Source organism: Thermococcus sp. ES12 (assembly GCF_012027515.1).
GTDB lineage: Archaea > Methanobacteriota_B > Thermococci > Thermococcales > Thermococcaceae > Thermococcus > Thermococcus barossii.
In genome coordinates, this window is sequence record NZ_SNUP01000001.1 from 796454 (window position 1) to 810229 (window position 13776).

At 53.5% G+C, this 13776-nt stretch carries 19 protein-coding genes; 15 read left to right on the top strand and 4 right to left on the bottom strand.

Annotated features, from left to right (window positions below; all coding sequences use genetic code 11):
• Positions 1-6 precede the first annotated feature (6 nt).
• Positions 7-360 carry a DUF302 domain-containing protein gene (locus E3E37_RS04460; protein ID WP_167715106.1) on the top strand — a complete coding sequence of 118 codons (354 nt, stop codon included), beginning with the start codon at positions 7-9 and terminating at the stop codon, positions 358-360.
• Positions 361-370: 10 nt separating this feature from the next.
• Here E3E37_RS04460 and msrA read toward each other — a convergent pair whose 3' ends face one another.
• Complete coding sequence (gene msrA, locus E3E37_RS04465) at positions 371-1387, bottom strand: peptide-methionine (S)-S-oxide reductase MsrA (protein WP_167715449.1); 1017 nt, start codon at positions 1385-1387, stop codon at positions 371-373.
• A gap of 184 nt (positions 1388-1571) precedes the next feature.
• Here msrA and E3E37_RS04470 point away from each other — a divergent pair, with 184 nt between their 5' ends.
• The 3 genes from E3E37_RS04470 to E3E37_RS04480 are packed head-to-tail and all read left to right on the top strand — an operon-like array spanning position 1572 to position 4666.
• Entirely contained in the window at positions 1572-3284 is a 1713-nt protein-coding gene (locus E3E37_RS04470; protein WP_167715108.1) for a 2-oxoacid:acceptor oxidoreductase subunit alpha, read from the top strand.
• Positions 3281-4159, top strand: a complete 879-nt coding sequence (locus tag E3E37_RS04475; RefSeq protein ID WP_167715111.1) for a thiamine pyrophosphate-dependent enzyme — start codon at positions 3281-3283, stop codon at positions 4157-4159. The genes E3E37_RS04470 and E3E37_RS04475 overlap by 4 nt, the downstream gene beginning before the upstream one ends.
• 57 nt (positions 4160-4216) lie before the next feature.
• A complete protein-coding gene (locus E3E37_RS04480) occupies positions 4217-4666 on the top strand; it encodes a peroxiredoxin (RefSeq protein WP_167715114.1) in 450 nt (149 codons plus the stop codon).
• 47 nt (positions 4667-4713) lie between these two features.
• Here the strand turns inward: E3E37_RS04480 and E3E37_RS04485 are convergent, their stop codons facing one another.
• Positions 4714-5238, bottom strand: a complete 525-nt coding sequence (locus tag E3E37_RS04485; RefSeq protein ID WP_167715116.1) for a ferritin — start codon at positions 5236-5238, stop codon at positions 4714-4716.
• A gap of 192 nt (positions 5239-5430) precedes the next feature.
• On the opposite strand from E3E37_RS04485, the gene E3E37_RS04490 reads away from it, so the two are divergent.
• The 11 genes from E3E37_RS04490 (at position 5431) to E3E37_RS04540 (ending at position 12875) form a co-directional block, all read left to right on the top strand.
• Positions 5431-6042: a hypothetical protein gene (locus E3E37_RS04490; protein WP_167715118.1), complete on the top strand. Its 612-nt coding sequence runs from the start codon at positions 5431-5433 to the stop codon at positions 6040-6042.
• Between the two features lie 94 nt (positions 6043-6136).
• Positions 6137-7366 carry an FprA family A-type flavoprotein gene (locus tag E3E37_RS04495; RefSeq protein WP_167715451.1) on the top strand — a complete coding sequence of 410 codons (1230 nt, stop codon included), beginning with the start codon at positions 6137-6139 and terminating at the stop codon, positions 7364-7366.
• A gap of 21 nt (positions 7367-7387) precedes the next feature.
• Complete coding sequence (locus E3E37_RS04500; RefSeq protein WP_167715119.1) at positions 7388-8473, top strand: NAD(P)/FAD-dependent oxidoreductase; 1086 nt, start codon at positions 7388-7390, stop codon at positions 8471-8473.
• Positions 8474-8565: 92 nt separating this feature from the next.
• Positions 8566-9081: a rubrerythrin family protein gene (locus E3E37_RS04505; RefSeq protein ID WP_167715121.1), complete on the top strand. Its 516-nt coding sequence runs from the start codon at positions 8566-8568 to the stop codon at positions 9079-9081.
• 79 nt (positions 9082-9160) lie between these two features.
• Entirely contained in the window at positions 9161-9322 is a 162-nt protein-coding gene (gene rd / locus E3E37_RS04510; RefSeq protein WP_088180549.1) for a rubredoxin, read from the top strand.
• A 10-nt stretch (positions 9323-9332) separates the two neighbouring features.
• Entirely contained in the window at positions 9333-9680 is a 348-nt protein-coding gene (locus tag E3E37_RS04515) for a class II SORL domain-containing protein (protein ID WP_167715123.1), read from the top strand.
• A gap of 179 nt (positions 9681-9859) precedes the next feature.
• Positions 9860-10429: a hypothetical protein gene (locus E3E37_RS04520; RefSeq protein ID WP_167715126.1), complete on the top strand. Its 570-nt coding sequence runs from the start codon at positions 9860-9862 to the stop codon at positions 10427-10429.
• 32 nt (positions 10430-10461) lie between these two features.
• Positions 10462-10821, top strand: a complete 360-nt coding sequence (locus tag E3E37_RS04525) for an iron-sulfur cluster assembly protein (protein ID WP_167715454.1) — start codon at positions 10462-10464, stop codon at positions 10819-10821.
• A gap of 3 nt (positions 10822-10824) precedes the next feature.
• Positions 10825-11172 (top strand): iron-sulfur cluster assembly protein, encoded by a 348-nt coding sequence (locus E3E37_RS04530; protein WP_088864769.1) that lies wholly within the window; start codon positions 10825-10827, stop codon positions 11170-11172.
• Positions 11173-11175: 3 nt separating this feature from the next.
• On the top strand, positions 11176-11697 hold the full coding sequence (locus tag E3E37_RS04535; protein ID WP_167715127.1) for a ferritin family protein: 522 nt from the start codon (positions 11176-11178) through the stop codon (positions 11695-11697).
• A gap of 128 nt (positions 11698-11825) precedes the next feature.
• Positions 11826-12875: a DUF835 domain-containing protein gene (locus tag E3E37_RS04540; protein ID WP_167715129.1), complete on the top strand. Its 1050-nt coding sequence runs from the start codon at positions 11826-11828 to the stop codon at positions 12873-12875.
• 5 nt (positions 12876-12880) lie between these two features.
• On the opposite strand, the gene E3E37_RS04545 is transcribed toward E3E37_RS04540, so the two are convergent.
• Together E3E37_RS04545 and E3E37_RS04550 are read right to left on the bottom strand one after the other, a co-directional pair.
• A complete protein-coding gene (locus E3E37_RS04545; protein ID WP_240921919.1) occupies positions 12881-13330 on the bottom strand; it encodes a ferritin family protein in 450 nt (149 codons plus the stop codon).
• A 120-nt stretch (positions 13331-13450) separates the two neighbouring features.
• On the bottom strand, positions 13451-13753 hold the full coding sequence (locus E3E37_RS04550) for a ferritin family protein (protein ID WP_167715131.1): 303 nt from the start codon (positions 13751-13753) through the stop codon (positions 13451-13453).
• Positions 13754-13776 lie beyond the last annotated feature (23 nt).

Consider the following 13776-nt stretch of genomic DNA (forward strand, 5'->3'; position numbering starts at 1 on the left):
GATTTGATGTACAGGTACAGGAGGAAACTCAATCTGGGCCTCAAAGAGGCCGAGGAGAAGTTCAAGGCAAAGCTGGAGGAGAAGGGCTACAAGGTTGTTCTTGAGTTTACCCCGAGCGACGTCGTTAAATCCAAGGTCGGGGCTGATATGGAGCCCTACAGGATACTCTGGGTGTGCAACCCAAAGGTGTTCTACGAGATGACGAAGGAGGACTACGAGATAGGCTCCTTTGCACCGTGCCCGGTGCTCTTCTATCAGAAGAACGGCGAAACCTACGTCGCCATAAACACCGCCGACGACGTGCTGGAGATAATAAAGGAGCCCCTTGAGGTCGTCAGGGGAGTCATAGAGGAGCTTTGAGCCTCTCTTTTTATTTGAAGAGCCCCTCGTAGGCCACGTAGCCGTACCTCACCAGCTCACTGCGGGGGATGAACCTCAGGGAGGCGGAATTTATACAGTAGCGCCTCCCTGTTGAGGTGGGCTCCTCGAAAACGTGGCCGAGGTGAGAGCCCGCGAAGCGACTCCTAACCTCACGACCGCAGAGGAGCCCTTCACACTCCTCCGCCTCCACCACCGCCCACTCTTCCAGGGGACGCGTGAAGCTCGGCCATCCCGTACCGGAGTCGAACTTGTCGGCGGAGCTGAAGAGCGGCTCTCCCGAGACCACGTCCACGTATATCCCCTCATCCTCGTTGTCCCAGTACTTATTCCTGAAGGGTGGTTCCGTTGCTCCCAGCTGGGTGACGGCGTACTGGAGGAGTGTAAGAAGCCTTCTAAGCTCGGAATCACTTGGCTTCCTGTAGCCGAGCCAGTACCGTTCCCTCTCAGGAAATAGGCGGAAGTGCCCGTTTCTTTCCCAGACGGCCTTTATGAAGCCGAGCCTCCCTGAGTACATCTTGTACCTTTTGTAGTGCTTCGGAAAGCTGAGGTAGTAGCCTTGATGATAGTCCTCAGCAGGATAGAACTCTCCCGCTGGAAGGATTTCTGTAACTATCGGCCCGTCAAAGATTCCCGAAAGCTCAATTCTCCTCTTTGATTCCTCCGCAAGGGTCCTTTGCACATCTCCAAGGTAAAAAATCGCCGTCCTGTACTGCTCGCCCCTGTCTGCGAACTGGCCATAGGGGTCAGTGGGGTCGATATTCTTCCAGAAAACTTCAAGGAGCCTCTTGTAGGAGACCAGGGCCCTGTCATAGACCACCTTTACAGCCTCACGGTGGCCCGTTTCACCCGAGGAGACTGTTTCGTAGGCGGGGTTTTCCACCCATCCACCGGTGTAGCCTGAAATTGCCTCAATAACTCCGGGAAACCTCTCGAAGGCCTCCTCCATGCACCAGAAACAGCCGCCGGCAAATATTGCCACGCCAGGTTCTCCTTTCTCACCAGCCATAGCACTCATCTAAACTTAATCGATAAGCTTTATATATGTTTGGGCATAATTACATGTTGGTGGTTAGAAATGAACAAATTTGTTCGAAAACGCCCGCGGAGGATTTTTTGTTTTGTGATGGAAGTTCTGAAGAGGTTAACGAATGCCAAACCCACGGGAAGAGCGATCCTGGAAGTGGTGCCTCATGGTTGAGTTCCGTGATGAAGTCTCCATAGTTCTCGGCGGAGCGGCCGGACAGGGAATCCAGACCGTTGAGGGAATTCTGACGTACTCGCTAAAGCGGTCCGGCTACCACGTCTATGCCAACAAGGAGTACATGTCCCGCGTGAGGGGCGGAATCAACACGACCGAGATAAGGGTCTCTTCAAGGCGCGTTAGAGCTTTCGTGAGGCGCATAGATATCCTCGTCCCCTTCAAGCAGGGCGTTCTGAGCTGGGTTTCCGACAGGATATCCGGCAGCACCATCGTCCTTGGAGAACGGGAGAACGTTGAGGAAAGCTTTCTTGGGAAGGTAAACCTCGTAGAGGTGCCCCTTACAAAACTCGCCCTCGAAACCGGCAGTCAGCTCTATCTCAACACGACCGCGGCAGGCCTGATAGTCGGCCTCTTTCACGGCGACTTCGGGGCGGTGGAAGAGTACATAGGGAAGCGCTTTGGGGACAAGGGCGAAAAAATCGTCCAGAAAAACATTGAAGCTGCAAGGAAAGGCTACGATTTAGGGAAAAAGCTCTGTGATGAGGGAACGATAAGGGTGGAAGTCGAGAGGGACGAGAAGGTCAGAGACGAGATTCTGCTGAGCGGCACGGAAGCGGTGGGAATAGGGGCCCTTGCCGGGGGCATGAACTTCCTGTCTTTCTACCCCATGAGTCCCTCCACGGGAGTTTCAACCTTCGCGGCGCAGAAGGCAGAAGAGTTCGGGATAGTCGTTGAACAAGTGGAGGACGAGATAGCGGCGATAAACATGGCGCTTGGGGCCTGGTTTGCGGGAGCCAGGGCGATGGTGAGCACTTCTGGCGGCGGCTTTGCCCTCATGAGTGAGGCTTTAAGCTTGGCCGGAATGGCGGAGAACCCAGTCGTAATACACCTTGCCCAGAGACCCGGGCCGGCCACTGGCCTGCCAACGAGAACCATGCAGGGGGACTTAAACCTCGTCCTCTACGCCGGCCATGGAGACTTTCCAAGGATTGTCCTCGCCCCGGGAAGCATGGAAGAGGCGTTTTACCTGACGGCTGAAGCCTTCAACCTCGCCGACCGATATCAGGTTCCGGTGATAATTCTGACCGACCAGTACTTCGTCGACACCTACTACAACCTGCCCAAGCCTGACGTTGGAAGGGTGAAGTTCGAGAGGTACATCATTGAGGCTAAGCCCGGCTACCGGAGGTACGAGCTGACCGAGGATGGAATCTCACCGAGGGCCGTTCCAGGCTACGGCGAGGAGGTCGTCATAGCCAACGGCAACGAGCACGACGAGTGGGGCGATATAACGGAGGATGCGGAGCTCACAAGGCTCATGCAGGAGAAGAGAGCCGTTAGAAAGTTCGAAACGATAAGGGAGAACGCCCCATTTCCAAAGCTAAGGGGAAGCGAGAACGCCAAGTATCTCGTCGTTTCGTGGGGCTCAGCGCTTCACGCCGTTGAGGAGGCCCTTGAGAAGCTCAACCGGAACGACGTGGCTCTTCTCCACTTCAGCTGGGTCTACCCGCTCAACCCGGAGACAAAGCGGTTCTTCGAGGGCAAAACGGTCATCGCCGTTGAGAGCAATATCACCGGCCAGTTTGCCGACCTGCTGAGAAAGGAGCTGGGCGTTGAGGTTCACCACAGGGTTCTGAAGTACGACGGGAGGCCGTTTTCGGTGGAAGAGATTTTTGATGCCCTGAAGGGGGTGATAGAATGAATCTGCCCACTGGCAGGGAGGCCTTTGAACCCAGAAGGCCGGGAAGCGAGGACGTCGCCTGGTGCCCGGGCTGCGGCAACTTCGGCATAAGGAACATACTCATCTCAGCCCTTGCTGAGCTTGGACTGAGGCCGAGTCAGGTGGCGATAATCAGCGGAATAGGACAGGCTGCGAAGATGCCCCACTACATCAACGCCAACGGCTACCACACGCTCCACGGCAGGGCGATACCCATAGCGACCGGCCTCAAAGCGGCAAACCCCCAGCTGACGGTCATAGCTGAGGGTGGAGACGGCGACATGTACGCCGAAGGCGGCAACCACCTGCTCCACGCGATAAGGAGAAACCCGAACATAACGGTTCTTATCCACGACAACCAGATATACGGCCTAACTAAGGGACAGGCTTCCCCGACGACCATGGTCGGGATGAAGACCCCAACCCAGCCGTGGGGAGTTTTTGAAGAGCCATTCAACCCCGTGGCCCTGGCGGTAGCTATGAACGCATCCTTCGTGGCAAGAACCTTCATGGGCTACTTCAGGGAAAGCGTAGAGATAATCAAGAAGGCAATTCAGCACAGGGGGTTGGCTATAGTTGACATCCTCCACCCATGCGTCAGCTTCAACAAGGTGAATACCTACGCCTGGTACAGGGAGCACACCTACTGGATGGACGACCATGACCCTCACGACAGGAAGGCCGCCTTCAAGCGCGCGATAGAGACAGACCCGCTACCGCTGGGGATATTCTACATTAACGAGAGGCTGACCTTTGAGGAGAGTGTCCCGGCTTACAGAACAGACAAAAAGCCCCTCTGGGATCGTGAGCCGAGGTTTGACCTCGTAGAAAGGTTCTTTGAGGGTAAGAAGCTGTGAAACCCCAACTTTTCTTTTTTAGCCCTTTGGCAGTTTAAGGCTCTGGAGGTGTGAGTTATGAAAGTTGGAGAAAACGCCCCGGATTTCGTTCTGAAGGACCAGAACGGTGAGGATTTCAGACTGAGCGATTTCAGGGGGAAGAAGGTTCTGCTGTCCTTCCACCCGCTCGCCTGGACAGGGATATGCGAGAAGCAGATGAAAGCCCTTGAGGAAAACCATGAGAGGTTTGAGGGCCTGAACGCTGTCCCCGTGGGGATAAGCGTCGATGCAGTACCGAGCAAGAAGGCGTGGGCCGAACACATCGGGCTTAAGAAACTCAGAATCCTGAGCGATTTCTGGCCGCATGGGGAGGTCGCAAAGCTCTACGGCCTGTTCCGTGAGAAGGATGGCTTTTCCGAGAGGGCGAACGTCCTCATAGACGAAAACGGCAAGATAGCGTTCTTCAAGGTGTATCCAATAAGGGAAGTGCCCGACTTGGAAGAAGTCTTTGAAGTCCTACGGGATTGAGCGCCTCTTTATTCATCCCTCTTTGCAGAAAAAACCGAAAGAAAGAATCACTGCCCGGGCTGCATCAGCAGTGACCTCAGCTTCGGGCCCCTCTGGCCAAGCTCCCTGTCGAGCATGAAGAGGCCGTTCGGATTGTCGCCTATAATCCTGAGCTTGTCCACGATTGCCTTGGCGGTGGCCTCCTCTTCGACCTGCTCCTCCACGAACCACTGTAGGAACTGGTATGTCGCGCGGTCCTTCTCCTCCTCCGCGATGTCCACGAGCCTGTAGATGGACTCGGTGACGCCGACCTCATGCAGATAAACCGCCTCAAAGGCCTTCAGCGGGCTCTCAAAGTCCTGCTTCGGCTTCTCAATCCTTCCCAGCTCGACCCTGCCTCCTCGGTCGAATATGTAATCGTATATTCTCATCGCATGCCCGAGTTCCTCTTCGGCCTGGGCCTCCATCCAGGTGGCAAAGCCGTCAAAGCCTTTCTCCTTGAAGTAGGCCGCTATGCCAAGGTAGAAGTAGGCCGAAAAGAGTTCCTTCGTCACCTGCTCATTGAGAGCCTTAAGCATCCTTTCACTCAGCATTGTTCATCACCACTTCTATTTGAAAGTCAAACCTTTTAAGTTTATCCTTTGAACCTGACTTTTCAAGTTGAGTTCCATTCCCGAATTGTTAGAGGCATAAAATATTGTTAGGAAAACCGAAAGAGTTTTATTCCGAACCTTGATATGCAGAATTGATAAAAAATCCGCAGAAGTGGGTAGGGAGGTGATGTTATGGCCAAGACCACCTTTGAGGAGGAGGTATACCTGAGGGCCCTGACCGGAAGGCTCGTTGGAAAGGCTCTGGCAGATCTCGGCCTCAACAAGGTGGCAGTCGTTGCCAGCAGGAACATAATCTGCTCCAGCATAGCCACAGCGACCGAGGCTACCTTCCTGACACTGAGCGGAGGCGTTACCTACCACTTCCTCGCGGAGAAGGGCAAGGAGGCCGAGCTAGCGGAGCGTGTGAAGGCCTTCGCTCCACAGGTCACCGTCCTCCAGTTCGGTGGCGAAACGCCAATAGAGGAGACCACGGAGGTATTCGTCGAGACCCTGAGACAGTTCGCCGAGAAGGACGTTCCTGGAGCATTCGTCGTTCATGTCAGGATATTCGCCGCCGGCGGTCTTGCCAAAGCTTTAGAGGACGAGAAGATAAAGGGGTACCTGAGCAAGAAAGACCTTTTCGTATACACCGTCGGCTTCGACGAGGGTAAGGTCTACGTCAACAGAATACTCCTTGAGGACGGTGAGATAAAGCTGGAGAAGCTCGCCGAGTACCAGGTCACCCTGGAGCACGCCGACCTGTTGAACCGCTCGCTGAAGGACAGGAGCGTTACCTTCGCCTGATCGTTCGAGCTTTTAATTTACCCATTTCTGTCCTTAACTTTTTGGTCAAGAAAGACTTTTTATCCTTCCGCACCAAATAGGTTCGGTGATAGGAATGCCCGATGTGAAAGTTGAAAGGATTCTTGAGGATCCGGAGCTCTACATAATCCGGGTCGATGATGACAGGATAAAGTACTTCGAAGCAACGTGGGACATCCCCGAGGGGATAACCTACAACGCTTACCTGATGAAGCTCAAAGATGCCGTGGTTCTCTTCGACCTGAGCAAGAGGGAATACACGGAGCTCTTCATGGAGGCCCTCGAAAAGCTGGTCGATCCAAAGGAGGTAACCCACGTTGTAATCCACCACACCGAGCCCGACCACACAGGGGCGCTGCCGGCCTTCCTTGAGGCCAACGGCTACAAAGCCAAGCTCATGGGCACGAGTTTCGCCAAGCGTTTCCTGGAGGGATTCTACGGCGAGAAAGTCGTTGAGAACTTTTACACAATCAAAGATGGAGAGGAGATGAAGATAGGGGGCAGGACCTTCCGCTTCATAACCGTCCCCTGGCTCCACTGGCCGGACACGATGATAACCTACGTGGTCGAGGACAAGCTAATCTTCTCCTGCGACGCCGGCGGCGGCTACGGAATCCCCGAGACCATCGACGACAGCAATGAAGAGGTCGTCCAACGCTATCTCCCCCACGTAACCAAGTACATAGTCACCGTCATCGGACACTACCACAAGTACATCGTCCAGAACATCAAGAAGCTCAAGAGCCTTGGCATAGTCGAGGAGGCCAGGATGATACTCCCAGGTCACGGCCTCATCTGGCGTAAGAACCCCATGAGGATATTCGAACACTACGAAGCTGTCGGCGCAGGAAAGACCACGAAGGGCAAGGTCCTTGTCATCTATGACTCCATGTACGGCTTCGTGGAGAGGAGGATGAACATCGTCCTAGACGAGCTGAGGAAGCACGGACTGAAACCAGTCGTCTACAAATTCACAGACAAGGAGGCACCAGCTGTCAGCGACATACTCGGTGAAGTCCCTGACAGTGATGCGATAATCATCGGCGCCTCGACCTACGAGGCCGAGATACACCCGCGCATAAGGTACGCCCTCTATGAGATAGTGGACAAAGCCAACTATGAAAAGCCCGTCCTCATCGTTGGCGCCTTCGGCTGGGCCGGTGTCGCGGGCAAGAAGATAGAGACACTGATAACGCGCAGCAAGTTCGACCACGTTGACACCGTTGAGAGCAGGGGAATGCCCCGGCCGGAGGACGAGGAGAGGCTCAGGGAAGGGGTCAGGAAGCTCGTAGCATGGCTCTCCTGAGTATTTCTTGAAGGTGGAAGAATGGAACTCGTCATAGTCGGCAACGGGCCGGGCGGGGTCGAGCTGGCCAAGCGCTTGGCCGGGGAGTTTGACGTAACAGTGGTGGAGAAGGAAAACATCCCCCACTATTCAAAGCCTCTCCTGAGCCACTACATAGCGGGCTTCATTCCCGAGGAGAAGCTCTTCCCATATTCCAGGGAGTGGTACGAGGAGAGAGGAATAAACCTTTTGCTCGGAACCGAGGCGAGGCTCATCGATAAGTCCCGGAAGGTTCTCGTGACAGACAAGGACGAGATACCCTACGATACCCTCGTTATAGCGACCGGAGCAAGGGCCAGGGAACCATCCATCCCGGGAAAGGAGCACATATTAACCCTCAGAACGCTTAACGACGCAAAGCTGATAAAAGAGCGCCTTGAGGAGGAAGGGGAAATAACGATCCTCGGTGGGGGCTTCATATCACTTGAGCTTGCCGGAAACCTGGCCAAAGCGGGCTACACTGTGAGGGTAATTCACAGAGGAAAAACCCTGCTCGGCCTCGATGGAGATCTGAGCGAGCGTATCAGGGTAGAGTTAGAAGGAGCGGGCGTTGAGTTCCATCTGGAAACGAACGCTCTATGGGCTGACGAGGAGGGCCTAAAAACCGATAAAGGTTATATCCAGGGCAGGCTAAAGGTCTGTGCCTTTGGCATAGTGCCGAACAGGGAGCTGGCAGTGAAGAGCGGCATCCACGCTGGCAGGGGGATACTCATAGATGACCGCTTTAGAACCTCCGCGCGGGATGTCTACGCGATAGGTGACTGTGCCGAGCACGGTGGCGTCGTTAGGGGAACAGCAAAGGCCGCCGTGGAGCAGGCAAAGGTTCTCGCCAATCTCCTGAGGGGCGCTGACGACCGCTACGACTTTTCCTTCAGGTCGGCCTTCTTCAAGTTCGCCGACTTCGGTGTGGCGATTATCGGAAGAACTGGGAGTGCCGGGAGCTGGCTCGACGAAGATGTCAAGATTTTTTATGAGGGTGAACGGCCGGTTGGAGTCGTTGTCCTGGGTAATACGCAGAAAGCATTCCGGATCGAAAAAGCCATCAAAGAGGGACTGCCTATTGACTGAAGTGCAGATGTTGTCAAACCTTTGGTTTGGAAAATCGTTATATACTCCAATCCCGAAGATGGTAGTGCAGCACCGTTTGTTGGTGATATCGTATGGTAGTGGAAAGAAAAATGACCCGGAAGTTTCTGGAGGATGCCTTCGCTGGCGAAAGCATGGCCCACATGAAGTACCTGATTTTCGCGGAGCAGGCCGAGAGGGAGGGTTTCCCGAACATAGCCAAGCTGTTCAGGGCCATAGCCCACGCCGAGTTTGTCCATGCCAAGAATCACTTTATCGCCCTTGGACACCTGAGCAAAACCCCTGAGAACCTTCAGGCGGGAATAGACGGCGAGACCTACGAGGTTGAGGAGATGTACCCTGTCTTTAAGAACGCCGCCGAGTTCCAGGGCGAGAAGGACGCCGTCAGGACGACACACTACGCCCTGGAGGCCGAGAAGATACACGCCGAGCTGTACGTCAAGGCCAAAGAAAAGGCCGAGAGCGGGAAGGATATCGAGATAAAGAAGGTCTACATCTGCCCGGTCTGCGGCTACACAGCGGTTGACGAAGCCCCCGAGTACTGCCCGGTGTGCGGTGCTCCCAGGGATAAGTTCGTGGTCTTTGAGTAAACGTTTCGCTTTCCCATTTCTCAAGTTTGAGGCGCAAACCTTATAAGGACGGGCTAATAACATTAGGGTGGTGGAAAAAATGGCAAAATGGAAGTGTATAGTCTGCGGCTACATATACGACGAGGATGAAGGTGACGAGGATGCCGGGATTGCCCCGGGAACCAAGTTTGAAGACCTCCCCGAGGACTGGGTCTGCCCGCTCTGCGGTGCTCCCAAGGACATGTTTGAAAAGATAGAGTGAGGTGGTTGAGATGCTTAGCGGAACCATAAAGAGTGGGGACTGGAAGGGGGAGAAGCACGTCCCCGTTATAGAGTACGAGAAGGACGGCGACCTCGTGAAGGTCGAGGTCTCTGTTGGAAAGGAGATACCACACCCGAACACGCCTGAGCACCACATAGCCTGGATAGAGCTCTACTTCCACCCCGAGGGGGAGAACTTCCCGATTCTCGTCGGCAGGGTTGCCTTCACCAACCACAGCGACCCGCTGACCGAGCCGAGGGCGGTCTTCTTCTTCAGGACTGCCAAGAAGGGCAAGCTCTACGCCCTCAGCTACTGCAACATTCACGGCCTCTGGGAGAACGAGGTCGCGCTCGAGTGATTCCCGTGCCCCAACCCCCTTCTTTTATATCTTACCACTTTTATCCGGAAGGTTTATCTATGTTGGGAGCAATTTTAATGCATCACTGGATGGATGCCTAAAAGATGAGGGAACCTTGGTATGATGTAATAATGAGCGTTAGCGGGATCTTGATTCTCGCTGGTATTGTCCTTACATGGATGGTACGCCGGAAGATAGAGCGAGTGACCGGCGAATCGAAAACGTCCTCCCTCCTGTTGCTTATTGGGGGGCTGTTAACCTCGCTGGGCTTTTCACTCGGTGTGCTCAACGGTCGGAACATGAGCCAGGCAATGCTCACACTGATACTAATCGGTCCCGCCATGATAGGTTATGCCCTCTACGATATGGGCTTTAAAGGTGTGAGCGTGAGGTTGCTCCTCCAGAGCGTTGCCCTGATGCTCAGCCTACTCGGTGCAGGACATTACTCCACTGTGACTGTTGACATAGCCTACGTGGGGCCGTTTCTGGCGGTTCTGCTTCTGATGAACGCCCAGATAATGGTAACCGAAGGGAACAGAAGACGGCTCCTGGTGGCCGCTTCCTGGATGATCGTGATCTTCTCGTGGACCCGCTACTGGCTGGACGATACCTCCGGGCTGGTCAAAGCGCTTATAGTTGCCCCCTACTTCCTATCGGTCCTTATGTGGGTTGCCGTTCTGGTATCAATGTACATTTCAGTTTCTCCGGACTACCTTCCCATACCCAGAAGTGGCCAGGAAGGCTTATAACTGGACACGAGAAAGGCCTTTAGGTGAGAAAAATGAAGGTTTACATGCCGGGCAGGGAATGGCCGGAGCACTACCGGGTGGTTCTGGACGAGCTCTCAAAGATAACCGACCCAGTTACTGGAGGCGATATTCTTGACTCCGGTGTCGTCGCCGGACTGGAGGTTGGAGAGGACACCCTAAAGGTCTGGCTCAACTTCGAGAGCCATGCAGAGTACAACATAACAGGAGCAAGTGCGATAGCATACTCCAAGATTATCGGCGATATCATCGAGCGCTTCGCCCTCGTGAAGTTCCAGAACGTCTACGTCTACGACCTCAAGAACAACCCCGTTGGAGTGTTTGAGAACAAAAAGGGCTACACCATCGAAGACATAAGTCAGGAGAAGGTCTGAGAGTTGAGCCTTTTTAACTTTCTCAGACCCCAAAAAACACCAAAACGAGGTCCGAGGAACCTTCCACCGGAAGTTTCCGAAGTTGTTAGAATCCTGGAAAAGGTAAAGGACCCCGAAACAGGGCTGAACATCGTGGAAGAGGGTCTTCTCTACGGTTTAACGGTGAAAGAAAACACCGTTGAGGTTTTTCTTTTAATGGCCCGTGCAACACCGGAGTGCCATGCATGCCAGATGCTGGCCATCAACGTTCAAAGCAAGATTTTGGACGGCATAGTTTCCGTTCTAAGGCGGGAAGGGTTTAATAAGATAAAGGTCTACAATGAACTTGGACTGTTACTTGCGGAGGGATGATGTATGGTTCCAGAGCTTGAAGAGGGGCTCCCCCTCGAAAGGGTTAAGGAGTTCTCCATTGAGGAGCTCCTCGGCATGGCCATAAAGGCTGAGATAGGCGCCAGAAAGTTCTACGAGAGCCTCGCGGAGAGGGTAGAAATTGAGGCCCTGAAAGAGAAGATAGAGTGGTTAGCAGGGGAGGAAGCCAAACACGAGGCACTGCTCAGGAAGATGTACGAGACCATGTTCCCGGGAAAGGAGATTGTTTATCCAAAGGAGCACATAGGGCCCGAGCTGAAGCCGGTCGCGAGAGAGCTGAGCGGTGTTCAGGACATCATAGACCTGATACGATGGGCGATGAAGGCGGAGGAGATAGCGGCACGTTTCTACGAGGAACTTGAAGAAATGGTCGATTCGGAGGACAGGAAGAGGCTTATGCGCTATCTCAGCGACATGGAGAAGGGCCACTACTACACTCTCAGAGCGGAGTACGAGCTTCTCCTTGACTGGGAGATGTACAGCCAGATGATGCACGTCGGTCCGTGATTTGGTCCCTTTTCTTCGTCCTGATTTTCAAATTCCTTCATGTTTCCACTATTCAAATGGAATGGAATACTTCGGACGTAAAACTTATAAGTATACCACACAATGGCAGTAGAAAGCGAGGGATTCAAATGACAACGAACCTCGAATTGTTTATAGTGTTTGTCAAACTCGGCATGACCCTCGTATTTCTGAGAGCGTTTATCAAGAGTAAGAGAAGATCAGCCCTCCTTCTGTCCCTTGGGTGGCTGACGAGCGCCACGCTACCAGCGAGAATCCCCAGCTTTTACGGAATTCAGATAGCTCCGATTTTAATGGGCGTCGCCACATCCTTCACACTCCTTGGAATACTGCTTTTGGTCGAGGAGGAAACCGGAAGACGGTCACCCCTCGCTATGCATGTAACCCTGCCCCTCATACCGGCGGCATACGGTACACTCGAAGCCACAATGAGTAGGAGCTGTGCCAACACCTATGCGGTTTCAGGGGCCCTGCTCCTAATCGGAGGCGTTGTCCTCATAGAATTCCTCTCACGGTACTACCACGAGAGAGCCAAGCTCTTTGGGATGGTTATTGTTATATCGGGAATGGCGAGTATGGTGTATCCCCTGATATATTTTAACGGCTTCATCTCTGATGACATGGTGGTATACTCGGCAGCACTCTTGGCTGTTCTAACGGCATACGCATACTATGAGCTCATATACAGCAGACGGTTCTTAGCCGTGGACAAAATCAGGTCCGAGGATGGCCTCTCAAAAGTAGATATCCCAGCTGGGGTACGCATCATGTCTCTCAAAGAACTCAAGGAGGTCTCTCCAAGGCTGAAAGGATTCCCTGTGCTTGCGTTTTTGAGAGGTATTGAACCTGGGGAAGGATGGATAACGTATTGGATAAGGTCAATCGACGGGCCCAACACAATCCCGCCAACGTCCCTCTACAAGATAACTCAACTCACGTCACAGTATTTCCACGAGATGAGGGCCGTTGGTAAGCAGGGAATCGTAATAGTTGAGGCCCCAGAATTCCTGAGACTTTACAATGACCTCAGGGGTGTTCTGAAGATGCTCTCAGCACTCAGGGACATGGCGCTTCTGTTCAACGGCACGTTAATCATCGTCACTGAGAAGGATGTCTGGAAAAAAGAAGAGTGGAGCCTGCTAACCAGGACGCTCCAGTGACCGATTTACTCCTTATATTTCGCTATGAGCTCTGCCAGAATTTTGTGGTGCTCCTTCTCGTTTTCGACCAGCGCCTCAGCCAGTCCCTTGAACAGGGGGTGTGTCATCTTCTCGGCCATCTTCTGATAGGTTTCTATCATGTCCTTCTCTATCTCAAGGTGCATCTCGGCGAAGCGCTTAACCAGTGCCCTCTGCTCGGGAGAAAGCTTTATCTCCTTAACTTCAGATATCGGCCCCTCGCCGGCGAGCTTTTCCAACTCATTCTGGGCATCGAGGATGGCTTTCATCAGGTGTTTGTGGATTATCGTATCAACGGCTATCCTGCCAACAACCTCTTCAACCGTGGTGTACCTTAGACCCTGGCCCCTGATGAGGCCAAGACCATCAGTGTAGCTTGCAGCGGCCTTCTTTTCTGTCTCGTATGCCCTCTTAACGAGTGGTTCAACCATGCACATCACCAGAACTATATGAACATCGAACCTTAATAACGCTTTTCATTGAGCGTAACAGTGTATCAAACTACTGCTTAGTGCACGAGAATCGAAGGAAAGGGATGGAAAAGAGGAAGGAAACGGTCATAGTTCGACCTTTATTCCCGTCTCCTCCTCAACCTCGTCAAAACCTTCCTTCATGTACCTGCCGAGCTCTTCATCAACTTCAAGGAGCGCCGCCAGAAACTCCCCAACGTGCTCCTTCTCCTCGTTGGCGACGTCGTAGAAGATGTGCTTTATCCTCTCATCTTCAACAAGCTCGGCCAGCTGCTCGTAGAAGCTTATGGCATCGAGCTCGGCCTCAATTGCCCAGCGGAGGGCCTGGGCGATTTCCCTCTTCGAGAGGGGTTTCTCCCGTCCGATAAGGTAGGGTTTTTCGGCGAGCATGGTATCACCCCAGTACAGTACAC